General features: G+C 70.2%; 29 protein-coding genes and 2 pseudogenes. 18 read left to right on the top strand and 13 right to left on the bottom strand.

Annotated features, from left to right (window positions below):
* The first annotated feature begins 67 nt into the window (after window positions 1–67).
* The gene (locus ACGFH9_RS15310) at window positions 68–331 is read left to right on the top strand and encodes a glycosyl hydrolase family 18 protein (RefSeq protein WP_393219127.1); all 264 of its coding nucleotides are present in this window, start codon (window positions 68–70) and stop codon (window positions 329–331) included.
* A gap of 97 nt (window positions 332–428) precedes the next feature.
* Here the strand turns inward: ACGFH9_RS15310 and ACGFH9_RS15305 are convergent, their stop codons facing one another.
* A complete protein-coding gene (locus tag ACGFH9_RS15305; RefSeq protein ID WP_393219124.1) occupies window positions 429–791 on the bottom strand; it encodes a hypothetical protein in 363 nt (120 codons plus the stop codon).
* 526 nt (window positions 792–1,317) lie between these two features.
* Between ACGFH9_RS15305 and ACGFH9_RS15300 the strand changes: the two genes are divergently transcribed.
* The 8 genes from ACGFH9_RS15300 to ACGFH9_RS15265 all read left to right on the top strand — a co-directional run bounded on the left by ACGFH9_RS15300 (window position 1,318) and on the right by ACGFH9_RS15265 (window position 6,598).
* Window positions 1,318–2,079 carry a hypothetical protein gene (locus tag ACGFH9_RS15300; protein ID WP_393219122.1) on the top strand — a complete coding sequence of 254 codons (762 nt, stop codon included), beginning with the start codon at window positions 1,318–1,320 and terminating at the stop codon, window positions 2,077–2,079.
* Between the two features lie 122 nt (window positions 2,080–2,201).
* Complete coding sequence (locus tag ACGFH9_RS15295; RefSeq protein WP_393219120.1) at window positions 2,202–3,116, top strand: reverse transcriptase domain-containing protein; 915 nt, start codon at window positions 2,202–2,204, stop codon at window positions 3,114–3,116.
* Window positions 3,117–3,220: 104 nt separating this feature from the next.
* A complete protein-coding gene (locus ACGFH9_RS15290) occupies window positions 3,221–3,955 on the top strand; it encodes an ATP-binding cassette domain-containing protein (protein ID WP_393219118.1) in 735 nt (244 codons plus the stop codon).
* 1 nt (window position 3,956) lies between these two features.
* Window positions 3,957–4,688 carry an ABC transporter permease gene (locus ACGFH9_RS15285; RefSeq protein ID WP_393219116.1) on the top strand — a complete coding sequence of 244 codons (732 nt, stop codon included), beginning with the start codon at window positions 3,957–3,959 and terminating at the stop codon, window positions 4,686–4,688.
* Between the two features lie 20 nt (window positions 4,689–4,708).
* Entirely contained in the window at window positions 4,709–5,065 is a 357-nt protein-coding gene (locus tag ACGFH9_RS15280) for a hypothetical protein (protein WP_393219113.1), read from the top strand.
* On the top strand, window positions 5,022–5,213 hold the full coding sequence (locus tag ACGFH9_RS15275) for an AraC family transcriptional regulator (protein ID WP_393219112.1): 192 nt from the start codon (window positions 5,022–5,024) through the stop codon (window positions 5,211–5,213). Before ACGFH9_RS15280 ends, ACGFH9_RS15275 begins: the two co-directional genes overlap by 44 nt.
* A gap of 66 nt (window positions 5,214–5,279) precedes the next feature.
* Window positions 5,280–5,861 (top strand): dihydrofolate reductase family protein, encoded by a 582-nt coding sequence (locus ACGFH9_RS15270; RefSeq protein WP_393219108.1) that lies wholly within the window; start codon window positions 5,280–5,282, stop codon window positions 5,859–5,861.
* Between the two features lie 32 nt (window positions 5,862–5,893).
* Entirely contained in the window at window positions 5,894–6,598 is a 705-nt protein-coding gene (locus ACGFH9_RS15265; protein ID WP_393219105.1) for a vancomycin high temperature exclusion protein, read from the top strand.
* Window positions 6,599–6,631: 33 nt separating this feature from the next.
* Here the strand turns inward: ACGFH9_RS15265 and ACGFH9_RS15260 are convergent, their stop codons facing one another.
* The 4 genes from ACGFH9_RS15260 to ACGFH9_RS15245 all read right to left on the bottom strand — a co-directional run bounded on the left by ACGFH9_RS15260 (window position 6,632) and on the right by ACGFH9_RS15245 (window position 10,885).
* Window positions 6,632–7,612, bottom strand: coding sequence for a LacI family DNA-binding transcriptional regulator (locus tag ACGFH9_RS15260; RefSeq protein WP_393219413.1), 981 nt, complete (start codon window positions 7,610–7,612; stop codon window positions 6,632–6,634).
* Window positions 7,613–7,702: 90 nt separating this feature from the next.
* On the bottom strand, window positions 7,703–8,542 hold the full coding sequence (locus ACGFH9_RS15255) for a carbohydrate ABC transporter permease (protein WP_393219102.1): 840 nt from the start codon (window positions 8,540–8,542) through the stop codon (window positions 7,703–7,705).
* Entirely contained in the window at window positions 8,539–9,408 is an 870-nt protein-coding gene (locus tag ACGFH9_RS15250) for a carbohydrate ABC transporter permease (RefSeq protein WP_393219100.1), read from the bottom strand. The genes ACGFH9_RS15255 and ACGFH9_RS15250 overlap by 4 nt, the downstream gene beginning before the upstream one ends.
* 181 nt (window positions 9,409–9,589) lie before the next feature.
* On the bottom strand, window positions 9,590–10,885 hold the full coding sequence (locus tag ACGFH9_RS15245) for an extracellular solute-binding protein (protein ID WP_393219097.1): 1,296 nt from the start codon (window positions 10,883–10,885) through the stop codon (window positions 9,590–9,592).
* Window positions 10,886–11,139: 254 nt separating this feature from the next.
* Between ACGFH9_RS15245 and ACGFH9_RS15240 the strand changes: the two genes are divergently transcribed.
* Window positions 11,140–12,765 carry a glycoside hydrolase family 43 protein gene (locus ACGFH9_RS15240; protein WP_355622480.1) on the top strand — a complete coding sequence of 542 codons (1,626 nt, stop codon included), beginning with the start codon at window positions 11,140–11,142 and terminating at the stop codon, window positions 12,763–12,765.
* Between the two features lie 13 nt (window positions 12,766–12,778).
* Here ACGFH9_RS15240 and ACGFH9_RS15235 read toward each other — a convergent pair whose 3' ends face one another.
* Together ACGFH9_RS15235 and ACGFH9_RS15230 are read right to left on the bottom strand one after the other, a co-directional pair.
* On the bottom strand, window positions 12,779–13,396 hold the full coding sequence (locus ACGFH9_RS15235) for a hypothetical protein (protein ID WP_393219094.1): 618 nt from the start codon (window positions 13,394–13,396) through the stop codon (window positions 12,779–12,781).
* 174 nt (window positions 13,397–13,570) lie between these two features.
* The gene (locus tag ACGFH9_RS15230; protein ID WP_393219092.1) at window positions 13,571–14,149 is read right to left on the bottom strand and encodes a dihydrodipicolinate synthase family protein; all 579 of its coding nucleotides are present in this window, start codon (window positions 14,147–14,149) and stop codon (window positions 13,571–13,573) included.
* Window positions 14,150–14,158: 9 nt separating this feature from the next.
* Here ACGFH9_RS15230 and ACGFH9_RS15225 point away from each other — a divergent pair.
* The 6 genes and pseudogenes from ACGFH9_RS15225 to ACGFH9_RS15200 all read left to right on the top strand — a co-directional run.
* Window positions 14,159–14,461 (top strand): annotated as a pseudogene (locus tag ACGFH9_RS15225) (LysR substrate-binding domain-containing protein); the annotation flags it as partial.
* 119 nt (window positions 14,462–14,580) lie between these two features.
* Window positions 14,581–15,801 carry a chitosanase gene (locus tag ACGFH9_RS15220; protein WP_393219089.1) on the top strand — a complete coding sequence of 407 codons (1,221 nt, stop codon included), beginning with the start codon at window positions 14,581–14,583 and terminating at the stop codon, window positions 15,799–15,801.
* A 150-nt stretch (window positions 15,802–15,951) separates the two neighbouring features.
* The gene (locus ACGFH9_RS15215; protein WP_393219086.1) at window positions 15,952–16,467 is read left to right on the top strand and encodes a hypothetical protein; all 516 of its coding nucleotides are present in this window, start codon (window positions 15,952–15,954) and stop codon (window positions 16,465–16,467) included.
* Between the two features lie 69 nt (window positions 16,468–16,536).
* The gene (locus ACGFH9_RS15210) at window positions 16,537–17,217 is read left to right on the top strand and encodes a DUF222 domain-containing protein (RefSeq protein WP_393219083.1); all 681 of its coding nucleotides are present in this window, start codon (window positions 16,537–16,539) and stop codon (window positions 17,215–17,217) included.
* A 138-nt stretch (window positions 17,218–17,355) separates the two neighbouring features.
* Window positions 17,356–17,886 carry a GNAT family N-acetyltransferase gene (locus ACGFH9_RS15205; protein WP_393219081.1) on the top strand — a complete coding sequence of 177 codons (531 nt, stop codon included), beginning with the start codon at window positions 17,356–17,358 and terminating at the stop codon, window positions 17,884–17,886.
* 65 nt (window positions 17,887–17,951) lie between these two features.
* On the top strand, window positions 17,952–18,794 hold the full coding sequence (locus ACGFH9_RS15200) for an IS5 family transposase (protein WP_393219078.1): 843 nt from the start codon (window positions 17,952–17,954) through the stop codon (window positions 18,792–18,794).
* A gap of 75 nt (window positions 18,795–18,869) precedes the next feature.
* Here the strand turns inward: ACGFH9_RS15200 and ACGFH9_RS15195 are convergent.
* A pseudogene (locus ACGFH9_RS15195) lies at window positions 18,870–18,977 on the bottom strand (pyridoxamine 5'-phosphate oxidase family protein); the annotation flags it as partial.
* 53 nt (window positions 18,978–19,030) lie between these two features.
* Here ACGFH9_RS15195 and ACGFH9_RS15190 point away from each other — a divergent pair.
* Window positions 19,031–20,941: an ABC transporter ATP-binding protein gene (locus ACGFH9_RS15190; RefSeq protein ID WP_393219075.1), complete on the top strand. Its 1,911-nt coding sequence runs from the start codon at window positions 19,031–19,033 to the stop codon at window positions 20,939–20,941.
* Window positions 20,942–21,022: 81 nt separating this feature from the next.
* On the opposite strand, the gene ACGFH9_RS15185 is transcribed toward ACGFH9_RS15190, so the two are convergent.
* Both ACGFH9_RS15185 and ACGFH9_RS15180 read right to left on the bottom strand, forming a co-directional pair.
* Entirely contained in the window at window positions 21,023–21,523 is a 501-nt protein-coding gene (locus ACGFH9_RS15185) for a PepSY domain-containing protein (protein WP_393219072.1), read from the bottom strand.
* A 97-nt stretch (window positions 21,524–21,620) separates the two neighbouring features.
* Entirely contained in the window at window positions 21,621–22,100 is a 480-nt protein-coding gene (locus ACGFH9_RS15180) for a GNAT family N-acetyltransferase (RefSeq protein WP_393219070.1), read from the bottom strand.
* Between the two features lie 70 nt (window positions 22,101–22,170).
* On the opposite strand from ACGFH9_RS15180, the gene ACGFH9_RS15175 reads away from it, so the two are divergent.
* Complete coding sequence (locus ACGFH9_RS15175) at window positions 22,171–23,079, top strand: LysR substrate-binding domain-containing protein (RefSeq protein WP_393219067.1); 909 nt, start codon at window positions 22,171–22,173, stop codon at window positions 23,077–23,079.
* Here ACGFH9_RS15175 and ACGFH9_RS15170 read toward each other — a convergent pair.
* The 3 genes from ACGFH9_RS15170 to ACGFH9_RS15160 are packed head-to-tail and all read right to left on the bottom strand — an operon-like array spanning window position 23,063 to window position 25,624.
* Entirely contained in the window at window positions 23,063–23,617 is a 555-nt protein-coding gene (locus ACGFH9_RS15170) for a DUF5872 domain-containing protein (protein ID WP_393219065.1), read from the bottom strand. The two genes, ACGFH9_RS15175 and ACGFH9_RS15170, sit on opposite strands and share 17 nt — an antisense overlap.
* 28 nt (window positions 23,618–23,645) lie before the next feature.
* Window positions 23,646–24,932, bottom strand: a complete 1,287-nt coding sequence (locus tag ACGFH9_RS15165; protein ID WP_393219062.1) for an ATP-binding protein — start codon at window positions 24,930–24,932, stop codon at window positions 23,646–23,648.
* A complete protein-coding gene (locus tag ACGFH9_RS15160) occupies window positions 24,929–25,624 on the bottom strand; it encodes a response regulator transcription factor (RefSeq protein WP_393219059.1) in 696 nt (231 codons plus the stop codon). The genes ACGFH9_RS15165 and ACGFH9_RS15160 overlap by 4 nt, the downstream gene beginning before the upstream one ends.
* Window positions 25,625–25,773: the final 149 nt, after the last annotated feature.

Genomic DNA, 25,773 nt, shown 5'->3' with positions numbered 1-25,773 from the left:
GCGGCGGTGGCGGAGGGGCCACTCTTGACCGCAGAGCGTGATCGGCTTAACTTCATCAATCAGATAAGTGTCTTTACTAATTCTGTTTGATCCCTCGTGGGAGTGCCGATGCGTCAACTGCGTCACCGCCGCCTCACCGCTGTCGTCGCCCTGGCTCTTCGACGGTACGACCCTCTGGACGTACGACGACCCGGCGGTCGTGTTGCAGAAGACGCTCTACATCCGGCGGGCCGGTCTGGGCGGGGCGATGATCTGGTCGCTCGACGGAGACGACGACAACGCCACCCTGACCAGGACGATCGGCCTAGGGCTAGGCCTGACCACCTGGTAGCCGTACCCGAAGCGCGGTTCCCTTGATCACTTGATGACCAGCAGTTGCCAGTACCGGTCCCCGAACTGCTCCTCATCAAGTGATCAGGGGGTCGGCCCTACTCCGGGGTCACCGCGCGCACCGCGGCCTCGATGAGCGCCGTCACCTGGTCCATGTCCCGCGCCCGGCGGACGTCCAACTCGGCCGACGATCCGCCGGGTAACACGAGTTGCACCGTCACGTCCTCGCGGCGGTGGGTCAACCAACTGGCGACCGCCTGGACCAGCACCATGACAGTGCCGGCGTCGCCGATCGCCACCCGCAGCACGTCCGTGCCGTCCGTTGACGTCTCATCGGTCGGCGGCGTCGTGGTCACCCCGTCGCGCAGCCGGTCGTCGGCGCGCAGCCAGGACGCCAGCGAGCGCGGGACATCGGCAGACGGAAGATCCGGACGAACCGCAATGGTGATCGTCTCCGACACGTTCTGCTCCCTCCAGGACAACGCTGAGTCACACCACCATCCTGCCAGCCCGTCCCGGACCCGGCATCCCACGCACTCACGGAAGTCGATCAGACCTTGACCGTCGTGTCGGCCCGTTCATAGTCTCCGGCCACTGCGAGGCTTTCCCCCAGAAGGGAACCCGAGACATGACCCCATCGTCGCGTCCGTCCTGGACGGTCCCTCCGAAGCGGCTGGCGGGTGCCACCGCCATGGCGCTCCTGCTCGGCACGACTCCCCTGCTCGGTGGCACGCCACCCGCGAGCGCCACCCCACCGTCGACGTGCAGCAGTGACCCGACCGTACGGCTGGGTACTGTCCCGACCCCGGAGGCGACGCTCGGCTTCCCCCTCGGCCTCGGCCAGGATCGGGTCGTGACCAACGACGAGGTCCGCACCTACCTGGGGGCCGTCGACCGCGCCTCCGACCGGGTCGTCACCGGAGTGCTGGCCACCACTGCGACGACACCGTCACGACCGAGTGCTACTTCAACTACGACACGTACGACATGTTCTTCATGGGCTACGGCGACACCGTGCCGACCACCGGCTTCGGTGCGGCCGGCATGACGTACGAGAAGGGCAGCGCGTCGGCCGTGGCCGACCGGGTGCAGCAGCAGTTCCACACCCAGTGGTCGACGCTCGGCTGGGTCGCCGCCAACAAGCGTGCGGTGTTGGACGGCTACTTCGACATCTGGACCGACGCGCTCGCCCAGGGCCGCGCGGGCACGCTGGAGCCGAACGAGGTGGTACAGCCCACCAACGAGGTCCAGTTCCCGGTGCCCGACGTGACGATCCGCTCGTACTTCCTGCTGCCCGACCGGCAGCTCGCCGACGTCCGCCGGCTCGTCGAGCGGCTGCGCCGGATGGACGTCGAGGTGTACGAGGTGCAGAAGCCCACCCGGGTGCCCACCGCCCGCGTCTTCGGAGGCCGCAGCGCCACCAACGTCACGGTGCCCAAGGGCGCGTACTGGATCCCGATGGACCAGCCGCAGAAGCACTGGATCCAGGCGATCATGGGCGAGGACCCGTACGTCCCGTTCCCGTACTTCTACGACGTGTCGTCCTGGAGCAACCCGCTGCTGATGGGCGTGTCCACGATCTACACGGGCGACACCGTCCGGCCGAAGGCCCAGCTCGTTCGGGGGGATCGCCGGCGGCCGGAGCGGGCTGGCCTGGCCGTGGGGCTCCTACACGTACCCGCTGGACTCGGCCGCCGCCGCGGAGTTCACCTTCACCCTGCTCGGCCGGGGCGTGCCGCTCGTGCGTGACCTCGACACCGGCCGCGTCGCGATCCCGGCACGCAGCCTGAGCCGCACCGTCGACGACCTGGCCCGGTCACTCGGCGTCACCCTGACCCCGGGTGGGCGGGTCACCGGCACCCTACGAGTGGGTGTTGGAGGCGGACATCGAGGCGTGTTTCGACTCGATTGACCACGCGGCCCTGATGGACCGGGTGCGTAAACGGGTTGGAGACAAACGGGTCCTGGCGTTGGTGAAAGCCTTCCTCAAAGCCGGTGTCCTCACCGAGACCGGCGACCGAGAAGCGACGATCACCGGCACACCACAGGGAGGGATCCTCTCACCACTGCTGGCCAACATCGCCCTGTCTATACTCGATGATCACGTTCACGGGCACTGGCAAGCAACGGCGATGTCGACAGAATCGCGGCGGCAGAAACGACGTCTCAAAGGGCTGCCGAACTGGCGGCTGGTCCGATACGCCGATGAACTCGTCATCCTCGTCACAGGCACCCGCGAGCACGCCGAACAACTCCGCGAAGAAGTCGCCACGGTCTTGGCACCCATGGGCTTACGCCTATCACCGGCCAAGACCGCGGTGGTGCATATCGACGAGGGCTTTGACTTTCTCGGTTTCCGCATCCGGCGGCACCAGAAGCGAGGCACGAACAAATCGTATGTCTACACCTACCCGGCCAAGAAAGCCTTGAAGGCGGTCACGGCCAAGGTGCGGACCCTGACGCGCCGCAACGCGTCACATGACCTGGCCGGACTCCTACGGCGGGTCAACGCCACGACCAGAGGGTGGGCCAACTACTTCAAACATGGAGTGTCGAAAGCGACGTTCAACTACCTCGGCCACTTCACTTGGCGGCGGGTAGCGTACTGGATCCGCAAACGACACCCCGGACTGTCGTGGAAGGCCCTACGGCGGCGGTTCATGCCCGGATGGGTACCCACCGCCGACGGGATCACCCTATTCAACCCGGCATCGATCACGGTCAGCCGGTATCGATACCGGGGCAAGATCCCGACCCGCTGGGCAACGCGCAACACCAGCACCTGACATCAACAGGAACCTGTGGAGAGCCGGATGCTCGGAAACGGGCACGTCCGGTTCGGGAGGCGGCATGGGGAAACGGGCCGGCCGGAAGACCGATACCGCGCCCCATGCCGACCTCACCAGCTCGGCCCGAACGGCGACGCCGTCGCCCGCCGCGCGCTGTACCTGATGCCCGCCGGCGCGCGCTGGCTCACCTCCCCACGGTCCGGGAGGTCGTCGACCTGGCCCGGGCGCTCTATCCGCGAGCGGTGGAGACCGACCGGCTACTGGCGCTGGCCGGGCTGACCGAGCGTGCCGGCCGCCGCCTCGACAAACTCTCCGGCGGCGAGCAGCAGCGGGCACGGTTCGCGTTCGCGCTTGCCGGCGACCCGGACCTGCTGGTCCTCGACGAGCCCACCGTCGCGCTGGACGTCGCCGCCCGGCAGGCGTTCTGGGCGGCCATCGACCGGTACACCGCCGACGGGCACACCGTCCTTTTCAGCACCCACCACCTGCACGAGGCGGACGAGTTCGCCGACCGGGTCGTGGTGCTCGCCGCGGGGCGGGTCGTCGCCGACGGGCCGCCCGCGCAGATCCGCGCGCTGGCCGGCGGTCGCACCGTCTCCTTCGACGTCGCCGGCGGGCCGCTCGACGGCCTCGACGCGCTCCCCGGGGTCCGGTCGGTGCAGGTCCGGGGCGGCCGGGTCGCGCTCACCACCGACGACGCCGACGCCACCGTCCTCGCCCTGGCCGGCACGCGTGGATTCCAGGGCCTGGAGGTCACCGCCGCCGCCCTGGAGACCGCCTTCCTCACCCTCACCGCGACACCGACGACCCGCACCGCGACACCGATGGAGCACTGACATGCGCGCTTACCTGCGATTCGAACTGCGCCGACTGGCCCGCGACCCGCGGCTGCTGCTGTTCACCGTCCTCACGCCCGTGGTCACGTACCTCATCTTCTCCGGGGTTGGTCTTGACGGCGACCGGCTGGAGGGCGTCGACGCGGCGGTGGCCCTCATGGTTGGTCTGGCCGGCTACGGCGCGGTGGCGGGCGTGCTCTCGGTGGGCACGTCGGTCTCTCAGGAGCGGGCGTCGGGTTGGCTGCGCCAGCTCCGCGTCACCCCGCTGCCCGCCTGGCAGGCGGTGATCGCGAAGGCCCTGGTCTGCACGCTCAGCGGGGTGCCGTCGGTGATCGCCGTCGGCTGCGCCGGACGCATCCAGCACCACGTCGAGCTGGGGGCCGGCCGGTGGGCCGCGCTGTTGCTGCTGATGTGGGTCGGCACGGTGCCGTTCGCGCTGCTCGGGCTCGCCATCGGGTACGGCCTCACCCCGCAGCTCGCCCAGCCGGTCAACTTCCTCGCCTTCCTCGGCCTGTCGGTGCTGGGCGACCTCCTGGTGCCCGTGGCCTACTTCCCGAGCGTGCTGCGCCACCTGGCCCACGCCCTGCCGACGTACCGGTTCGCGGAACTCGGGTGGCGCTCGGCCGCCGGGCTGGCGCCCACCCCGTCCGGGCTCGCCGTGCTCGCCGCGTGGACGCTGGCGTTCACGGCCCTCGCGACGTGGGCCTACCGGCGGTCCACCACCCGCCGGTGACCCCCGATACGGTGTCCACCATGTCGTCCGGTGCGACAGGGTCCGGCGGAACCCGCCGACGAGGGTTGCTGCTCGTCGCCGCGCACACCCTCTGGCTCTGGCTGCTGCTGACGCCGGCCGCCGCGATCGCACGCGGGCAGGTGCATCCCGCACCACCGGCGGCGGTGACGCTGCTCGAGGAGGAGCTGATGCGCCGGCTGTGCGACGCCGCCGGTCTGGGGCTCGTGCGCCACACGAGCGGCGTCATCGCGGCTACCAGCGGGGCGGTGGCGATCGGCGACCTGAGCGTCGCGGCCGGGGTCAGCAGCACGGTTCACCGCCACCGTGTTCGCGATGGACCCCGCCGGACCGATCGACTGGGGCGATCTCGCCGGTAGCGCCGGTTATTTCGACCAGGCGCACTTCGGCCACGAGTTCCGGAAGTTCACCGGGCTCACGCCGACCCGATACGTCGACGTCCGGCGGCGGTTCCTGCGTGAACACCCCGGCCACGTGCTGGACGGCTGGCCGCTGCCGACCGATTGATTTCCTACAAGAGCCGCAGCTCACGACACGCTAACTTGAGGGCATCCCCAGACAGAGGAGAGCCCCGTGGGCACGGTGGTCCTGTACAGCTCGGTGTCGGTGGACGGCTTCGTCGCGGACGAGAAAGACCAGCCCGGCCCGCTGTTCGACTGGTTGTCCAGCGGTGACGTCCCGTTGGACGAGAGCGGCGCGCTGACGGTGTCGCAGGCGTCCTACGACTACATCCGGCCGTACTGGGACCAGGTCGGGGTGACAGTCGTCGGCCGTCATGTCTTCGACCTGACCGACGGCTGGGACGGACAACCTCCGAGCGGGATCGCCCACGTGGTCGTCGTGACCCACCGGGGCAGGCCCGACGGCTGGGACCCCGGGGTGCCGTTCCACTTCGTCGACGGCGTCGAGGCAGCCGTGGCGGGGGCGCAGGAGCTCGCGGGTGACCGCATCGTCGAGGTCGCTGCCGGTGATGTCGGCGGCCAGGTGCTCGCCGCCGGCCTGGTCGACGAGGTGCGCATGGACGTCGTACCCGTCGTGTTCGGGTCCGGCAAGCGCTACTTCGGATCGGTCGACGCGCAGCACCTGTTGGAGGACCCCGACGTGGTGATCCACGGCAACCGGGTGCTGCACCTGCGCTACCGCGTGCGCCGCTGACCGCCCCGGGCCGCCGGACTAGTCTCGCCCGCATGCGGGGACGTCTCGGTGTGGCGCGGTGGTACGGAGAACGTCGACGGCTCGTCCGTCGTACTCTCCTGGCTCTGGTGGTGGGTGCGGTGGTCCTGGCCGGCAGCACCGTCGCCAGCGTGCGGTGGGTCCGTGACACCGCCGCCGGCCACCTCTACGACGAGGCCGACGTTCCGGCGGCACCGGTCGCCCTGGTCCTGGGCACCAAGGTGGACACCGATGGCGAGCCGTCGCCGGTCCTCGCCGCTCGGCTGGAGATCGCGCGGCGGTTGTTCGACGCCGGGCGGGTGAGCGCGATCCTGGTGTCGGGCGACAACATGAACGCCGACTACAACGAGCCCGAGGCGATGTCGCGATGGCTTGTCGACCGGGGCGTGCCGGCGCACAAGGTGGTCCTCGACTACGCCGGGTTCGACACCTACGACTCGTGTGCGCGGGCCCGACAGATCTTCGGCGTGCAACGGGCCACGGTCGTGACCCAGTCGTTCCACCTGCCGCGGGCCGTGGCGTTGTGTCGGCGTCTCGGCATCGACGCCCAGGGGGTGGGCGACGACAGCGCCAAGCGGTACTCCCGGACGTGGCGGTTCGGGTCGCTGCGCGAGAACGGCGCCTGTCTGAAGGCGGCGGTGGACGTGCTGTCCGGCCGGGAGCCCGCGCACCTCGGTCGCCGCGAGACCGGCGTCGAGGATGCCCTGCGCGACGCCTGAGCGCGGTCGACGTACCGGCGACGGGCCGCGCGGTCAGCGGGGTGGTCGGGCGCTGTCGCGGACGACGAGTTCGGTGGCGAGTTCGATGCGCGGGCTCTCGGTCTTCTCGCCGCCGGCGAGCCGCAGCACCGTCCGGGCGGCCAGCATGCCCATCTCCGAGAGGGGCTGGCGGACGGTGGTCAGCGGCGGGGAGCACCAGCGGACCTCCGGCAGGTCGTCGAAGCCGATCACGCTGATGTCGTCGGGCACCCGCAGGCCACGTTTGCGGACGGCCTCGTAGACGCCCAGCGCCATCTGGTCACTGGAGGCGAAGATGGCGGTGGGTGGGTAAGCCAGGGACAGGAGCTGCGTACCCGAGGTGAAGCCGGCCTCGTGGTAGAAGTTGCCGGGCCGGATGAGGGCTTCGTCGACGGGGATGCCGGCGGCGCCCAGAGCCGCACGGTAGCCGTCCATCCGGGCCCGGCTGCACATCAGGTGTGGTGGCCCGGCGATGAAGCCGATGCGGCGGTGCCCGAGGCCCAGCAGGTACTGGTTTGCGCTGAGGCTGCCCGCCCAGTTGGTCGCGCCGATGGTGGGTGACTCCTGCGGATCGACCCCGGCGGGGTCGATGATGACCACCGGCAGGTGCAGCCGACGCAGCTCCGCCTGCAGTGGTGGGTTCACCATCGAGGTCACGAAGATGACGCCCTCGGTGGATCGCGTACGCATGTTGTCCAGCCACTGCTTGGCCGAGGAGATGCGCCAGTGGATGGCGGAGACGACGGTGCCGACGCCACTGGCACGGGCGACGTCCTCCACCCCGCGGATGATCTCCACCGCCCACGGGCTGTCCAGGTCGTTGAAGACCAGGTCGATCAGTGCGGCCTCGGTCCGCCGGGCCTGGGTGCGCCGGCGGTAGCCGTGCTGGTTGAGCAGCGCCTCGACGCGCTCCCGGGTGTCGGGAGCGACGTCGGTGCGGCCGTTGATGACCCGCGAGACCGTGGGCACGGAGACACCGGCCAGTCGCGCGATCATCGCGATGGTGACGTTTCGGCCGTTGTCGGAGCCCACGGTCCGCTCCTTCGTCTGGCGGGATCGTTCAGGTTGGTCGGCGATCTGGTGTCGTCACCCCTTGACGCTGCCGGTCAGACCGCCGATGAGTTGGCGTTCGGCGACGGCGTAGAAGCCCAGGGCGGGGAGCATCGACAGGACGACGTACGCGAGCACCCGGGCGGTGTCGGCGGCGTACTGGCCCTGGAACGCCTGGACCCCGACGGGCAGGGTCCACCAGCTCTGATCGCTGAAGACGACCAGCGGGAGCATGAAGTTGTTCCAGCTGGTGACGACGGCCAGGACCGATACGGTGGCCAGCGCGGGGCGGGCCATCGGCAGCAGGACCCGCCAGAAGAACCCGAAGGAACTGCAGCCGTCCAGGACGGCGGCCTCCTCCACCTCGGCGGGGATGGTACGGAAGAACTGACGCAGGATGATGATGGTGATCGGCAGCCCGAAGGCGGCCTGGGGCAGGATGACGCCGAGCGGGTTGTCCAGCAGGCCGATGGAGCGCAGCAGGACGAACAGCGGCAGGATCGCCACCGCGAACGGGAACATCAGGCCGATCGCGAACAGGGTCACCAGGAACTCGCGGCCCCGGAAGGCGTAGCGCGCGAAGACGAACGCGGCCATCGCCGCCGCGGCGACGACGACGAACGTGCTGCTGACGGCGATGAGCAGGCTGTTGCCGAGCTGCCGCCAGAACACTCCGGAGGCGAACAGGTCGGTGTAGTTCGACGGCACCCAGGGGTCGGGCAGGCCCAGCGGGTTGGTCGACAGCTGGCCGTTGTCCTTGAAGCCACCGATCACACCGAACCAGACCGGCACGACGATGAGCGCGCCGACGCCGATGCAGACGAGGTGCAGCACGATGCTGCGGGTCCGCTGGGCGCCACTGGTCTTGGTGGTCATCGCTGGCCTCCCTGGTTGGTGATCGCGCCCGCGGTGTCCCGACGCAGGACGACGCGCTGGTAGAACAGGGCGAAGACGAGGCTCAGCAGGAACATGACCATGCTGATCGCGCTGGCGTAGCCGACCTCGAACCGGCGGAACCCGAACTGGTACATCGTCACGGCCATGGTCTCCGAGGAGTGGATCGGACCACCGCCGGTGAGCACCCAGACCATGTCGAACAGTTGGATGGTGCCGATGACGGACAGGAAGATGCTGATCCGGATCGTCGGCCCGAGCAGCGGCAGGGTGACATGGCGGAACGCCTGCCAGGCGGTCGCGCCGTCGGTGACCGCGGCCTCGGACAGCTCCTTCGGGATGCCCTGTCGGGCGGCCAGGAAGAGCATCATGTACAGGCCGAAGTACTTCCAGGACACCACCAGGAAGACGGCGTACAGCACGGTGGACGGATCGGCGAACACCGCTCCCGCCTCCGCTCCCAGGAATCTGGAGACCGACTCGCCCAGACCCCGGTTGGGTGAGAACACCAGGGTGAACAGGACGGCCGTGGTGACCTCGGAGAGCACGTACGGGGCGAAGAAGATCAGCCGGTAGACGGCTCGGCCGCGCAAAGGCTGGTTGAGCAGCATGGCCAGGGCCAACGCGACGGGCAGCTGCACGGTCAGCGACAGCAGCACCAGCACGAGGCCGCGCCACAGGTCACCCCGGAACGTCGGGTCGCCGAAGGCGCGGGTGTAGTTGTCCAGCCCGACGAAGTTCTCCGGTAACCCGAAGCCGTTCCACTTGTAGAGGCTGGCGTAGGCGGCCACCACGATGGGCGTGATGACCAGCAGCACGAACAGCGCCAGGGCGGGCGTCAGGAACACTGCGAGGACGCCACCCCGCCCCGGCCGGGGCTGGCGGCCGCGCTGTCGCGCGGTGCCCGGCCCCGGTGCCGGCGGATCTGTCGCCGTGTCGCCGCGCCCTGTGTACGACACGGTCGATGGCCTGGTCATTCCTGCTCCACTCGATGTCGATCGCCGGCTACGGATGGGTACGGGGTCACGGTCAGGCGGTCTTCGCCACCTGCGTGATGTCCTTGAGGATCGCCGCAGGCGCCTTCTTACCGGCGATGATCTCGGCGACGCTGTCGTTGATCTGCTGCCCGAGCGCGGGCGCGTACGCCTGGTCGAGGTAGAGCTGGAAGCCGGTGTTCTTCGCCAGGGTCTCCGCGACGACCTTGTTGTTCGGGTCGCTGATGGCGTCGGTGGCGTCCTTGACCGTGGGCAGGACCGCGCCGGTCTTGGCGGACCGACGCTGGTTGTCGACGCTGAGCAGGAACTTCAGGAAGTCGATCGTGGCGGCCGGGGCGTCCTTGCCGACGGCGAAGCCGTTGCCGCCGCCGAAGACCTCGGTAGCGGTGCCCTTGCCGCCGTCCACGGCGGGGAACGGGAAGAAGCCCAGCTTGTCGCCGATGCCCTTCTTGCTGGTCGAGCTGGAGGCCTGCACCGCCGGCGCCCACTGACCCATCAGCTCCATGGCCGCGCCGCCGTTGCCCATGGTGGCGGCCTGCCCGTCCGGGGAGCCGTACTCGGCGCCGAGGAAGCCCTTCTGGAACGGCTGCAGGTCGACGAGCTCCTTGAGGCGCTCACCTGCGGCGACCAGGTCGGGGGTGTCGAAGTTCTTGTCGTCGACGGCCTTCTGCAGCGCGCCGACGCCTCCGATGCGCATCGCCAGGTACGACCAGTAGAAGTGGGCCGGCCACTTGTCCTTGCCGGCGATGGCGACCGGGGTGATGCCGGCGGTCTTGAGCTTGCGGACCGCGTCCAGCAGGGCGACCCAGGTGGTGGGGGGCTCGGTGATGCCGGCGCGGGTGAAGAGGTCCTTGTTGTACCAGAACCCGACCATGCCGATGTCGAACGGGATGCCGTAGATCTTGCCGTCGATCGTGTACGGGCCCATGGCGGCGGGCAGGATGCCGCCGACCAGGTCCTTCACGTCATCGGTGAGGTCCTTGACCAGACCCGCGTCGACCTGCTGCTTGAGCACGCCGCCGCCCCAGGACTGGAAGAGGTCCGGCGGGTCGCCCGCCTGCGTGGCGGTGGTGAGCTTGGCCTTGAACGCCTCGTTCTCCAGCGGCTGGATGGTGAACGTGACGTTGCTGTGCGCGGTCTTGTACTCGTTGGCCATCGCGGCCCAGACCGGCAGCATCGGCTCGGTGTTCTGGATGTGCCACCAGTTGATCGTCTGCGGCGCGTTCGGGTCGCTGGACTTGTCATCGCCACTGCAGGCGCTGAGCAGGTAGGCGCCGGCGCCGGCGCCGGCAAGGCCGAGCAGCGATCGGCGGGAGAGGTGCGCTGTCATGATCCATCCCTTCGGGGACTCACGGTGTGCTCGGACGCCGGCCGAGCCGGCAAGGGTTCGAACCTGGATCTCCGGAACTTTCATTGCTTCGTCGGTATTACCGATCGATGGCCGGGACGCTACGAGCAGTTCCCCCAGCGGTCAAGACCCCTGTCCTATCGCGATAAGACCGGCTACCGTACGAGGGGCTTCCAGTGATCTGGTACCCGCAAGTTTCCGGAAGTTTCACAGCCGCACCGCACAGAGGAGCCCCCGTGTCGACCGACACCGCTGACGTGGCGACCGCTGCCTGGTCGATCCGCAACCCCGTCCTCGCCGGGTTCCACCCGGACCCGTCGATCCTGCGCGTCGGCGATGACTTCTACCTGGCCACCTCGACCTTCGAGTGGTATCCCGGGGTACGCGTGCACCACTCGCGCGACCTCGTGAACTGGCGCCCGCTGGGTGGCATCATCACCGACCGCCGCCTGCTCGATCTGCGCGGCTGCGGCGACTCCAACGGTGTGTGGGCGCCCGACCTGACGTACCACGATGGGGAGTTCCACCTCGTCTACAGCGACGTGGCCAGCTTCGCCAGCGGTTACTGGGACCCGCAGAACTTCCTGATCACCGCGCCCGACATCGCCGGGCCCTGGTCGGACCCGGTGAAGCTGCACGGGCGTGGCTTCGACGCCGCCCTGTTCCACGACGACGACGGCCGTACCTGGCTGCTGAGCATGAGCGCGGACTGGCGTCCCGGCCGGGACCGCTTCGGCGGCATCGAGATCCAGCAGTACGACCGGGCGACCCGTCGTCTCGTCGGCCGGCCGCGCATCCTGTTCACCGGCACGTCGGTAGGGGTGACCGAGGGGCCGCACCTGTACCGCCACGACGGCTGGTACTGGCTGATCACCGCCGAGGGTGGCACCAGCTGGGAGCACCAGGTGACCGTGGCGCGTTCGCGGGAGCTGTTCGGCCCGTACGAGGTGGACCCGGACGGGCCCCTGCTGACCTCGGTGGGCCGACCCGACCTGCGGTTGCAGAAGGCCGGTCACGGCAGCCTCGTGCAGACCCCCGATGGCGGCTGGTACCTGGCCCACCTAGTCGGTCGTCCCTACTCGCCGCTGGGCAACTGCGTGCTCGGTCGGGAGACCGCGATCCAGCGGGTCGAGTGGCCGGACGGTGGTTGGCCCCGCATCGCCGGCGGGGTGCCGGCCGAGGAGGTCGTCGCCCCGGACCTGTCGCCGCACCCGTGGCCCGAGGAGCCCGCGACCGACGACTTCGACGCCGCCGAGCTGGCGTCCTGCTGGTCGACGCTGCGCCGGCCGGCCAGCGCCGACTGGATCGACCTGCGCTCGCGGCCCTCGCACCTGCGTGTCCATGGTGGGCAGTCACCGGTGGGCCGGCAGGCGCCGAGCCTGGTCGCGCGACGGGTCGGGGCGACGCACTGCTCGCTGGAGACCGTCGTCGAGTTCGACCCGATCGACCACCGGCAGCTCGCGGGGATCACCGCGTACTACAACACCCTGAACTGGCACCACCTCTACCTGACCCGCGCCGACGACGGACGTACGGTGCTGGAGCTGCTCAGCTCCGACAACGGCCGACGCACCCCGTACCCGGAGCTGACCGTCGACGCCACCGGCGTCGCCCAGGTCGGTCTGCGGGCGGTGTTCGACGGACCCGTGGTGCGCTTCGACTACGACCTCGGGGCCGGTTGGCAGCGCCTGCCCGTCGACCTGGACGCGACGATCCTGTCCGACGAGCACGCCGCGCTGATCATCGACGGGGAGCCCGCGGCCTGGGGTTTCACCGGCTCCTTCCTCGGCCTGTGGGTGCAGGATCTCGGCGGCGACGGGGTGTACGCCGACTTCGACCGGGCCACCTACCGGGAGCACTGAGCACGCGGACGCCTCAGGGGCGCTGGGCGACCGCGCGCAACTGGCCGAGGGTGGTACGGAAGCCGTGACCCGACGCCGTCGCGTCCTCCGTGCGCAGGCCGGTGACGGCCATGGCCTGCGAGCGGCTGGACGCGACGGCATCGTCACCGGCCCCGGTGACGTCGAAGACGCCGAAATCGCCGCTGAGCGTCCGGAACGTCGGCGTCGCGGCCCCCGCGTCCTGGGACAGGTAGAGGACCACCCTCTGACCCACGTCGAGGGTCGACATGTGGGCCATGTCCGCCACACCGGCGTCGAGGCTGGCAAGTGTGATCGACGCTCCGGCGCGTACACCGGTGTCGGTCCTGGCCCGCAGGACCTCGTCGACCCGGAAGCCGGCGGACGCGACCTCGCCGCGCACGACCAGGTCGGCGGTCTCGGTGAGCTGCCGCACCGTGCCGTACCCGCGCAGCTTTCCCTGCGGCGGCGGCGCGGGCGGCGCGGTCGCCGTCGGCGCGACCGCACTGCCGGTGGTGGGCGCGGCGGCCGGTTCGGCGCGGTCGTCGCTGCCGCAGGCCGTCAGCGCCGCCGCGGCGAGCACGGCGACCGCGGCGGCCCACCAGAAGTGGGTACGGCGGAAAACGACTGCCATGGAACGCTCCTCGCGGCTCGGTGGTGCTGCTGACGCGGCTCGACCCGGCACGGTCCGGGCCCACGCGCGGGCTGACGATAGCCGCCGTCGCGCACAGCCGGGCGACCGGTTGATGAACAAATGATCTTCGTCTCCGACGTGTCGCGTCGCCGGATCGCGGCTCGGGGCCGCCGCTCACCTCGGCTCGCTGCTCAACCCCTCCAGGCGCCGGAGCGCCCGCCGCGTCGCGTCCTGGCTCGCGGGCAGCAGCGGCAGGCGAACCGACGGGGTCGGGATGCGTCCCCGCGCGTGCAGCACCGACTTGACGACGCTCGGGTTGGGCTCGGCGAACAGCGCCGCCGACAGACCCGCGAGTCGGTGGCCCAGCGACCTCGCGGGCGTGACGTCGCCCGCCTGCCAGTGCGCGACCAACCGGACGTAGTCCCCGGCAGCGACCTGGGCCGAGGCGGCTATGGCGCCGTGCGCGCCGAGGGCGAGCAGCGGGGACAGGAGCGGATCCTCACCACCGAGTACGGCGAACCCGGGCGGGACGTCGGCGAGGAGGTCGACGGTGTCCGCGTCGATCCCTCCGGTGGCGTACTTGACGCCGACGACACCGGGCAGCTCCGCGAGCCGCCGCAGGTCGTCGGCGTCGAGCTGCTGCCCGGTCCGGTACGGCACGTGGTAGACGACCAGCGGCACGGGGCTGGCCCGGACGAGGTGGGCCAAGTGGGCGAGCACTCCCGGAGCGCCCGGCCGCAGGAACGGGGGCACCAGGGTCAGGGCAGCTCGGTCGCCCTGCACGTCTGCCAGATGGCGGGTTTCGCCCCGGCCGTGCGGCACCACGTCGACGACTTCACCGCCATGCTCGCCCTGGTCGCCGCTGGCGAGGGGGTCGCGCTCGTCCCACAGCTCGCCGTCACGCAGCCCTCGCCGCAGGTTCGGCTCCTCCCGATGGCCCTGCGCCGTCGCACGAGAATCGCCTACCGCAGGGGTGCGGGCGACCACCCGGCGGTGTTGGCATGCGTCTGGGCGCTACGCAGAGCCACCACCGCCCTGCCCAGTGGAGTTCCGATTGACAGTTGATCGACTTGCTGCTATCTGTTAATAGAGTTTCCTGATTCTCGCGGTGCCTTGGCGCCCTCCCCCCACGCCGGGCACCCGACCGGTCGGCGGCATGCCGCCCCTTTCCCCCGAGGAACACCATGGTGCGTAAGAGAACAGCCGCCTACGCCGTGGGCACCCTGCTGATCGGCGTCGCGGCGGTCGGCTACGGCCTGCCGTCGGCCAGCGCCGCGACCGCCGGCCCGATCACCGGCCTGGCCGGCAAGTGCGTCGACGTGGCCGGCGCCAGCTCGGCCAACGGCACGGCCGTGCAGCTCTACGACTGCAACGGCGGCGCAGCCCAGACGTGGACGGTCGGCAACACCGACAACTCGATCCGCGCACTCGGCAAGTGCCTCGACGTCACCGCCGCCTCGACCGCCAACGGCGCGAAGATCCAGCTGTACGACTGCAACAGCACCGGCGCCCAGAAGTGGACCGCCGCCAGCGGCGGCGCCCTGGTCAACACCGCCTCGGGCAAGTGCCTCGACGTGACCGACCGCAGCACCGCGAACGGCGCCCGGCTGCAGATCTGGACCTGCGGCGGCACCACCAACCAGCAGTGGACCCTTCCGGGCGGCGGCGGCAACCCCACCCCCACGCCGACCGCCAGCGGCTCGACCGGCACCAACCTCGACGACCCGGCGAAGAAGGACGTCGCCATGCAGCTCGTGTCGGCGGCGGAGAACTCCTCACTCGACTGGCGTGCCCAGTTCTCCTACATCGAGGACATCGGCGACGGCCGGGGCTACACCGCCGGCATCATCGGCTTCTGCTCCGGCACCGGCGACATGCTCGAACTGGTCCAGGCGTACACGAACACCAAGCCCGGCAACGTGCTGGCCGGCTACCTGCCGGCGCTGCGCGCCGTCAACGGCACCGCGTCGCACTCGGGCCTCGACCCGAACTTCACCCGCGACTGGCGCACCGCCGCCAACGACTCCGTGTTCCGGGCCGCGCAGGAGGCCGAGCGGGACCGGGTCTACTTCAACCCGTCGGTCCGCGACGGCAAGAACGACGGGGTACGGGCACTCGGCCAGTTCGCCTACTACGACGCGGCGGTCATGCACGGGTACGAGGGCATGCGCCAAGTCCGCAGCCGTGCCCTCGCCCGGGCGAAGCCCCCGGCGCAGGGTGGCGACGAGCGGACCTGGCTCAACGCGTTCCTCGACGAGCGGGTCATCGAGATGAAGAAGGAAGAGGCCCACTCGGACACCTCCCGTGTGGACACGGCCCAGCGGGTGTTCCTCAACAACGGCAACTTCAACCTGAACACGCCGTTGGCGTTCGCCGTCTACGGCCAGCAGTTCCGCATCAGCTGACCGTACGACGTGACAACGGTGATCGCGCCGCTGCCGGCAGTCCCGATCGGGCATGCGGGTGGCGGCGCGGTCACCGTCGGCGTCGTCCGACGTTGACGACGACCGGCACATCGGTCGGCGTTCGTTGACGTCGTCGGTACGCTGCGGCCTGTGTGGGGTGTCGTGGACGCGGTGGGGTCAGCGGCTGGCGCGCTGCTCGCGGCGATAGCGGGGTTCGTCGCATACCGGCTCTACAAGATCGAGTCCGAGCGTGATCGTCGTACCGAGATGCAGTGGGCGAGGCAGCAGGCAGCGTCGATCGGCGTGTGGATCCGCGACGAGGTCGAGCCGCTGGACCTCGACGAGGATGAGCCGGAGCCCATATCGGAGCCCGAGCTGACCTTTGTGGTGACGAACATGTCGGCGCTTCCGATCTACCGACTCTCGGTGCACTTCGATCTGGGACAGGACAGGGCGCTGCGCATCGTCACGCAGCGAGACGTCCTGCTGCCGGCCGAGCGTTTCGAGACTCAGGTGCCCTCCGAGATCGAGGGTGCACGCCGCCGTCCGGTGTTGACCTTCAGGGACAACGCGGGCGCAGAGTGGTGGCGCGACTCGACGGGCCATCTCGGCCGAACAGGTCACGAGCGTCCCCTGGACGAGGACGAGTCCGCCGACGACGAGTGAGGTGAGCTGGGCTCCACCGCCCCGCACCGCGATGTGGGAACCCGTGTCCGCCTGGATCGCCTATCGATCATGATGGCTGAAAGTGTCGTACACCTGTCGCAGGCGGATGACGCGGTCGCGGCCTGCGTCGACGCGGCGGCCTGGACCCTTGCGGAGCACGATCTGATCGCCGCGCTCGACGCCACACACCGCCTCGCGCAACGTCTCGCCGCGCTCGAGCTGGCCCTCGTCCGCGAAGTCGACGGCCGGGGCACGGCCCGCGCCCAGGGCGCGTCCTGCACGGCGGTCTGGTTGCGCGAGCGTCTGCGCCTCACCGTTCCCACCGCGCGTCGGCTCGTCGACCTCGCCGCCGCCCTCGACAACGACCACAACGGCGGAGTCCGGCAGGCGTTGGCCGACGGGAACATCAGCGCCGAGCAGGCCCGCGTCATCACCGACACCGTCACCACGGTGCACGACACCGCCGGCACCGCAGCCGCCGACAAGGCCGCCGGCGTGCTGTGTGCCGCCATCGACCCACTCAGCGCACCCAGCGGCCCCGGCGACCAACGCTCTCCAGGCCAACGCCGCCATGACGCCCTCGCCGACCTCTGCCGACTAGGCCGTGTGTCAAAGCCCCTGGCCGGCCTACCGAGGCCGAGAGGACCGGCCGTTTCGGCCGCTGGTGAACCGTCGCTCGCGGGCCCGTGGTCCGGCCGGATCGGAGCCGCCCCCTCCATTGAGCGTGATGCCTGTGGGTCATCAAGATGACTCACAGGCATCACCCTCATCGTGGTGTCCGCCGTCCGCCCCTCTGCTCGACCGAGGACCTTGACACACGGCCTAGGCCCTCTCCTGGCGATCATGGTCGGGCTGCCCGAGTGGCTGCCTCGACCTAGGATCGGGATGATGCAGGAGACACGGCTGACGGTTCGGCCAGCGACCTTGGCGGATGTCGCTTCATTGGTGGAGTTGCGCCTAGCCAACGCTGAGGCCCACATTGCTCTCGACGCTGCCACCTACCGCGTTCCACCGCGTGAGGCCGTCACGCGCCATTTCGCGGCCATGGTGGCCGACGAGGCCGGGCGGGATGGCGTCCTCGTCACTGAGGGGCATGACGGCCAGGTAGTCGGAATGGTCGAAGTGCTGCGGCACTCCGATCCGCCGGACCATCAGATCCTGCGTCCTGAACCTTCGGCCCAGGTCCACACGGTTGTACTGCCCGCTGCCAGGGGGCTCGGGGTGGGATCAGCGTTGCTCACGGCGGCCACACAGTGGGCGAGCGACCGGGGGATCACGTACCTGTCGGCTGGCATCCACCACCGCAACGCCGATGCAGTGCGCTTCTACAGCCGGCACGGCTACACCGACACCGGTCTGTCCCTAGGTAAGAGCGTTAAGAGCCCGCGCAGAATGGCGAGGCTGGACGGGCGTGCCTGAACGAGTGCAGGCACAGGATCGATAATCATGAAGGTGCTTACGCCTCGTGATCACCGGGAGATCCTGTGCCTGCTATCCCAGCATGGCTGATCGAGCCACTGTGGGTCCAGTTCAACGCGCTGCTACCTGAGCGGCCGACATACGTCCCGACGCATCCGTTGGGCTGCCACCGCAGGCGCATCGATGACCGGATCGTGTTCGACAAGCTGATTCAGGTGCTGCGGTTCGGTTGTTCCTACGAGGCGATCGCCGATGCCACCTGCTCGGCCGCCACGATCCGCAGCCGTCGTGACGAGTGGATCCGCCTCGGGGTGTTCGCCCAACTCAAGCAGATCGCGGTGGACACCTACGACCGGCTCGTCGGCCTGGTCCTGGACGACATCGCCGTGGACGGCTGTATCACCAAAGCGCCCGGCGGGGGCGACTGCGCCGGACGGTCCCCGGTCGACCGGGGCAAGCAGGGAATGAAACGTTCATCGATGGTCGACGGTTACGGCATCCCCCTTGGCCGGGTCCTGGCCGGCGCGAACCGACACGACTCACCGCTGCTGGCACCCACCCTCGACCGCCTCGACGACCTGGGCCCACTCCCCGAGGCCATCACGGTGCACCTCGACGCCGGATACGACTCCGCGCTCACCCGTGCGCTGCTGACCGAACGCGGCCTGACCGGCAAGATCGCCCACAAGGGCGACAAGGCACCCATCCAGGCAAACCAACGATGGCATGTCGAACGGACGAACAGCTGGCACAACGCGTTCAACCGACTCCAACGCTGCTACGAACGAACCGAGACGGTCATCGACGCGTTCTTCGACCTCGCCGACGCGATCATCACCGTCCGTAGCCTGATCAGGCGAGCATGGACCATCTACCGATGGGACACCCGCCCCACCCGCCGCCGATGATCACCACCAATCTGCGCGGGCTCTAAGTAGCGGCCGCAGTACCGTCATCGGAGCCAGATGATGGCGGCGATGCGGTGGCGCGGCCGTGAACAGCACCGTGAAGCCGAGCGGGTAGTACCGCACCGGGGTGGCCAGCAGGCCGTCCGGCCCCGTGGTCGCGAGCACGCACATGTTCTGCGACGACGGCTTGACCTAAAGCTCGGATGAGGTCCTAGCCTCCGGTATCGGAGGTACGTATGAGCATGGAAGTTACCGCGTGGACGTCTCTGCGCCACGCGATGAACGCACGGGACGAGCGTCCGCTGTCCCGCGCCACCCTGAAGCGGATCGCGCGGTTCGCACGGCCGCACCGCGCACTGATCGTCAGATTTCTCGTGTTGAGCGTCGTGACGGCCGTTCTCACGGTCGCGTCGCCGATTCTCGCCGGCCGGGTGGTCGACGCGATAGTGGACGGCGCCGACGGCGGCGTCGTGGTCCGGTTGGCCGTGCTGATCGCGGTGATCGCCCTCGCCGAGGCCGGCCTCGGACTGGTGACGCGATTCCTCTCCGCCAGCATCGGTGAGGGGCTGATCGTCCAACTGCGGACGGCTGTCTTCAACCACGTCCAACAGATGCCGGTGGCGTTCTTCACGCGGACCCGCACGGGTGCGCTGGTCAGCCGACTGAACAACGACGTGATCGGCGCGCAGCGGGCCTTCAGCGACACCCTGTCGAGCGTGGTCGGTAACGCCGTCACGCTGGTGCTGACGTTGGCCGTGATGCTCAGCTTCTCGTGGCAGATCACGCTGCTGGCGCTCGTCCTGTTGCCGATCTTCGTCCTACCGGCCCGGCGCATCGGTTCGCGGCTCGCCCGGTTGCAGCGTGAGGCAGCCGAGCACAACGCGGCCATGAGCACACGTATGACGGAACGGTTCTCCGCACCGGGCGCCACCCTGGTGAAGTTGTATGGGCGGCCGGCCGAGGAGTCCGCCGAGTTCGCCGCGCGGGCACGGCGGGTACGGGACATCGGAGTCCGCACCGCCATGCTCCAGTGGGTCTTCATCACCGCGCTCACCGTGGTCGGCTCGCTGGCGCTGGCCCTGGTCTACGGGCTGGGTGGTCTGTACGCCCTGCGGGGGAGCCTCGACGCCGGGACCGTGGTCGCCCTCGCGCTGCTCCTGTCCCGCCTCTACGCGCCGTTGACATCGCTGGCCAGCGCCCGGGTCGAGGTGATGAGCGCGCTGGTGAGCTTCGAGCGGGTCTTCGAGGTCCTCGACCTCAAGCCGCTGATCCTCGACAAGCCCGACGCACGGCCCCTTCCCGACGGGCCGGTCGCGGTCGAGTTCAACGGGGTGCGCTTCGGCTATCCCTCGGCGGACCGGGTGTCCCTGGCGTCCCTGGAGGACGTGGTCAAGCTCGATACGCGCGGCGGCGAGGAGGTGCTGCACGAGGTGTCGTTCCGCGCCGAGGCGGGGCAGATGGTCGCGCTCGTGGGTTCCTCCGGAGCCGGCAAGTCGACGATCGCGCAGCTGGTGCCGCGCCTGTACGACGTCGACGACGGCGCCGTGAAACTCGGCGACATCGACGTACGCGACCTGTCTGCCGAGTCGATCCGGACGGCGTTGGGTGTGGTGACCCAGGACGGGCACCTCTTCCACGAGAGCATCCGCGCCAACCTGGCGTTCGCCCGACCGGACGCCACCGAGGACGAGATGTGGGACGTGCTGCGGCGCGCCCGACTCGCCGACCTGGTCCGCGCGCTTCCCGACGGGCTCGACACCGTCGTCGGAGAGCGGGGATACCGCCTGTCCGGTGGGGAACGGCAACGGCTCACCATCGCGCGACTGCTGCTGGCCCGGCCGCGCGTGGTCATCCTCGACGAGGCCACCGCGCACCTCGACTCCACCTCGGAGGCGGCGGTGCAGGACGCCCTGGCCGAGGCACTCACCGGTCGTACGAGCGTGGTCATCGCGCACCGGCTCTCCACCATCCGGGCAGCCGACCAGATCCTCGTCGTGGAGGACGGACGGATCGTCGAACGCGGACGACACGGCGACCTGCTCGCGGCCGGTGGCCGCTACCACGAGCTGTACCGCACGCAGTTCGCCCAGGACCAACCGACGGTCCAGGAGCAGCCGACGGTCCAGGAGCAACGCGTGCCGATCTAGGCCACCGTGCCGGGGGACCTGCTCCACGACGGCGCCGCCCGCCTCGGGTCGATCCCCGGGGCGGGCGGCGGGAGTCGACGGTCAGTCGTCGTCGTCCTTGTCATCGGCGTCGTCGTCGGCGTCGACCGGCTCGTGCTCGGCCTTGACCACCGAGCCGTTCTCCCGGTCGACGTCCACCTCGTGCTCGGTGTCGCCGGCGACGATCTCCACGCTCCAGACCGGGCGTCCGTGCTCCTGCTCGGCCTCGACCTCGACGATCTGGCCGCCGCCAGCCTTGGCGAGCGCGATCTCCCCGGCGCGCTTCTCGTCGACAGCAGCGCCGGCCGGCGCGCCGCCCGGGGACGGGGTGTCGCCGGTAGACGGGGCACCGCTCGTCGGCGTACCCGATGGTGTGCCGGTCGACGACGGATCGTTGGTCGCCGGCGCGGCGGTGGTGCTGTCGGCCGTCGGCGCGACGGTCGCGGCGGCGAGCGTCGTGTCGGTGCGCGAGTCCTTCGCGGCGGTAACGCCGAACGCGGCCCCGGCCACCGCCAGCACCGCCGCCCCGCCGACCGACGCCAGGAGCAGATTGGTCCGCTTCATCGTGGTGTCCACCTTTCCTCGGATGTCGACTACGAGGATCGGCTGAACCGGGATAGCAGCGCGCTGTCCGAACGCTAAGGCCGGGTTAAGCCTGCGGTCAGAGCGCCATGCGCATGAAGACGTCGGCGCGGGCGTACGGCGGCAGCGGGATCTGTTCGGCATCGACGTGCTGGAAGCCGGCCGTTTCGTAGAGGTGCACGGCGTTCGGGAGCTTGGTGCTGCTGCCGAGGAACAGGGTGGTCGCGCCGAGTTGGCGGGCCCGCTCGATCGCCGCCTCGATGAGCTGGCGGCCGAGACCCCTGCCGCGCGCCGCCGGGGCCACCGCCATCTTCGACAGCTCGAAGACGTCCTTCGAGCTGCGCACCAGGGCGACACAGCCGATGACCTCCCCGCCGTCGCGGAGGACGAGCACGTCGCCGCCCGGTTCGACGATGGCGGCGAACGGGTCGCCGAGCGTCTTGCGGTCCGACTCCTCGATCGTGAAGGTGTGGGAGATCCACTGTTCGTTCAGCGTCCGGAAGGCCTCGGCCTCCTCGGCGGTGGTCATGGACGTGACGGTCAGCGTGCTCGGGTTCATGACCCGATTCTCCGGTCGCCGCTATTCGAACGTCCAATATCTTGTTCGGACTGATTCGTATCCTCGACGTATGGATCCCGAGCTGCGCCACCTGCGGTACTTCGTCGCGGTCGCCGAGGAGCTGCACTTCGGCCGGGCCGCGGTACGGCTGCGGATGGCCCAGCCGCCGCTGTCGCAACAGATCCGCCAACTCGAGGCGATGATCGGTACGCCGCTGTTCGTCCGCACCTCCCGGTCGGTGGCGCTGACGCCGGCCGGCGAGGCGTACCTCGTCCGGTGCCGGCGGGTGCTGGCCTCGGTAGCCGACGACGTGCACGAGGCGAGGCGTATCGGGCGCGGGGAACAGGGGCGCTTCGACATCGGCTTCGTCAGTTCGGCGATCCAGCTCGGACTGGCCGGGCCGATCCGTCGTTTCCGTGAGCGTCATCCGGCCGTCCACCTACGCCTGCACGAGGCGTACACGGCGCAGATCGTCGACCGGCTGTTGAACGGCGAGGTCGATCTCGGTGTGGTTCGGGACGCGGACGACCACGAGGACCTGGTAGGCACCACGTACGCCACCGAGTGCTTCGTCGCCGTCCTGCCGGCCGACCACCCGCACGTGGGAGACCGCGCGATCGATGCCGCGGTGCTGCGGGACGACCCGTTCGTCTTCATCCCACGGGTGGCCGGCGAGCGGGCCTACCAGCGCAATCTTCGGCCGTGCCTGGACTCCGGCTACACGCCGCGCATCGTCCAGGAAGCCGGCAGTTGGACCACGGTGGTGCACCTGGTCGCGGCCGGCCTCGGAGTGACCATCGCGCCGGCGAGCATCACCGCCGTGGCGCCTCCTCCGGTGGCGGTGCTGCCGTTGACCGGCACCAAGGCCACCACCGAGGTGCGCATCCTGCGCCGCCGGGATGACGACCGGGTCGCCTCGACGGGCTTCGGGACCGCAGACAGTTCTTCCGACCTGCGTACGGCTAGCCGCGCCGGTTGAGTTCCGCCTCGAGCCGCTGGACGAGGGTCTTGCGGTCCTTGCCGGCGTGCTCGTTGCGCAGCGCCGTCCTGAGCTGTCGCGTGTCGAGCCCACGGACGAGCTTGCCGGCTTCGGCGACCGACATCTCCGACATCCGGCCGGCCGTGGTGGCGTCGCGCCGCGCCTTCTTCGCCGGGCCGGTGTTCGAGACGTACTGCCGGCCGGTCCGGGACGCCTCCCGCTTCTTGGTGTCGGTCGCGCGCTTCTGGCTCTCGGACATCTCGTCCCAGGCCTTCTTGGGCAGGTAGCGGCTCGTCGTGCCGTCCTTGCGGGCCCGGGCGTCGCCCTCCTTCGTCTGCCACTTCTCGTTGCCCCAGCGCTGCAACGCCTTCTGTCGATCGTCCTTTTCGCCCAGGAATCCGCCGCCGCGCCGCTTGTACTCCTGTGTCACCAGTTGTGACTTGCGCGCCGACCACTGCCCCGGTTTGCCGCCCTTGTCGGAGGCCTTGATCTCTTCCTTGATCTGCTCTCTGAGCTCGGGTTTCGTATACCGCGCCATAGGTGGCAGCTACCCGGCAGCGCAGCGGCTATGCCTGACGCTGTGGTGGCGGCCCGAGTCGCAGCAGCACCTGCGCCCCACCACGCGGACCGGACCGCAGCTCCAACCGCCCGCCGCCGGCCTGGGCGGCACGGCGGGCGATGTCCAGGCCGAGCCCGGTCGAGCCGACCGCGCTGGCACCTCGCCGGACAGCGCCAGCGGGCATTCCCGGGCCCTCGTCCGCGACGGCGAGCAGCACGTCCCCGTCGTCCCGCGCGAGCCGCACGGTGAACGGCGTGCCGTCGGGAGTGTGCGCGAAGACGTTGCCGAGCAGGGCGTCCACGGCGGCCGTCAGATCGTCGGCGGCCACCCCGACGGTCAGTGGGCCGGGGGCCAGGTCGAGGTGGACGGCCCGGCCGGTGTCCTCGGCGAGCACCGACCAGAACGCGACCCGGTCGGCGACGATCGCCGCGGCGTCGGACGCGACGGTTCCCGGCGCCGGCGCGCGACGCCAGCGGGCCTGCTGGATCAGCCCGGTGACCGCCCGTTCGAGCCCGTCGGCGGCAGCCGCGATCCGGACCGCGTCGTCCGGGTCGCGCAGTGACTCCGCCTCCAACCGCAGCGCCGTCAGCGGTGTCCGCAGCCGGTGGGACAGATCGGCTACCTGTTCCCGCTCCTGGAGCAGGAGGACCTGTATCCGGGCGGCCAGGTGGTTGAGCGCGCCGGCGACCTCGCGCAGCTCGGCCGGGCCGGCGGGAACGACCCGGGCGTCCAACTCGGCGTTCGCCAGGCGGTGCGACACGGCCGACAGATCGCTGATCGGCCGGACCAGCGTGCGCGCCAGCCGGTCGGCGACCGCCAACCCGATCAGCACCAACACCACGCCGAGCAGCGCCAGCACCAGCCAGGCCCGGGTCACGCCAGCGGTCAGCTCCTGCCGGGGCACCACGATCCGGATGACGCCGGTGCCGTCCGGTCGGCCCTGCACGGCGATGACCACCTCCCGGCCGGCCGCGGACTCCCCGGTGAGGCTCTGCCCCCGCGCGGCCAGGGCCACCGCGGGAGTACGGGGTGCCTGCGCGCCGAGCACGGTGCCGTCGGGGAGGAAGACGCTCACCGGTCGGCCGGACTCCGCGGCGAGCTGCTCGACGGTGAGCCGGATGGTCGGCGCGTCGGCGGTGCCGACCACCGGCACGAGGCTCTGCGCGTCGCCGGTGGCCCGTACGGTGGCCCGGTCCTGGGCGACGGTGCGTACGAGCAGGGCCAGCGGCACCAGGAACGCGACGAGCGTGAGCACGCTGACCGCGGCGACCAGCAGCGCCAGGCGGGCCCTCACGGCTGGGCCGCGGGCGCGTCGAGGCGTACGCCGACGCCGCGCACGGTGTGCAGGTAGCGGGGCTGCTGGGCGGTCTCCCCCAGCTTGCGGCGCAGCCAGGACAGGTGCACGTCGACGGTCTTGTCGGCCCCGCCGTACGGGATCTGCCAGACCTCGGTGAGCAGCTCGCGTTTGGTCACCACCTGGCCGGGCCGTCCGGCCAGGTGGTGCAGCAGGTCGAATTCGCGCGGCGTCAGCTCCACCAGCGTGCCGTCCAGGGTGACCTGTCGGGACCGGGGATCGACGCGCAGACCGCCCACGACGACGGACACCTCCTGCGCGTCGGGGCCGGCGGGACCTCGCCGCAGCACCGCGCGGGCCCGGGCGTCGAGCTGCGCGGCGGTGAACGGCTTGACCACGTAGTCGTCGGCGCCCGCGTCGAGGACCCGGACGATCTCGGTCTCGTCGTCGCGCGCGGTCGCCACGATGACCGGCACCGAGCTGACCGCGCGCAGCATCCGCAGCAGCTCGCGTCCGTCCAGGTCGGGCAGGCCCAGGTCGAGCACCACCAGGTCGGGTCGGTCGTCCAGCGCGTCACGCAGGCCGGCCATCGCGGTCGAGGCCGCGGCGACCGCGTGGCCGCGCTCCCGCAGGGCACGGATCAGCGGGGCACGGATCGTCAGGTCGTCCTCGATGAGCAGCAGGCGGGCCACAGCAGGCAGGCTAGCCGCTGTCGCTGCCGGCGCGGCGCACGTTAACCATGCCTTAGACCGTGTGTCAGTTGGGTTTGTTGCTGGTCAACAGGTTGAGTCGGTCGGCGCGGCGGTAGCAGATGAGAGCGCAGGCCAGGCGCAGGAATCCG

The organism is Micromonospora sp. NPDC049102 (genome assembly GCF_043197485.1).
Taxonomy (GTDB): Bacteria; Actinomycetota; Actinomycetes; order Mycobacteriales; family Micromonosporaceae; genus Micromonospora.
The sequence above is the reverse complement of the archived record's forward strand: the minus strand, read 5'-3'. Positions and strand labels throughout refer to the sequence as shown.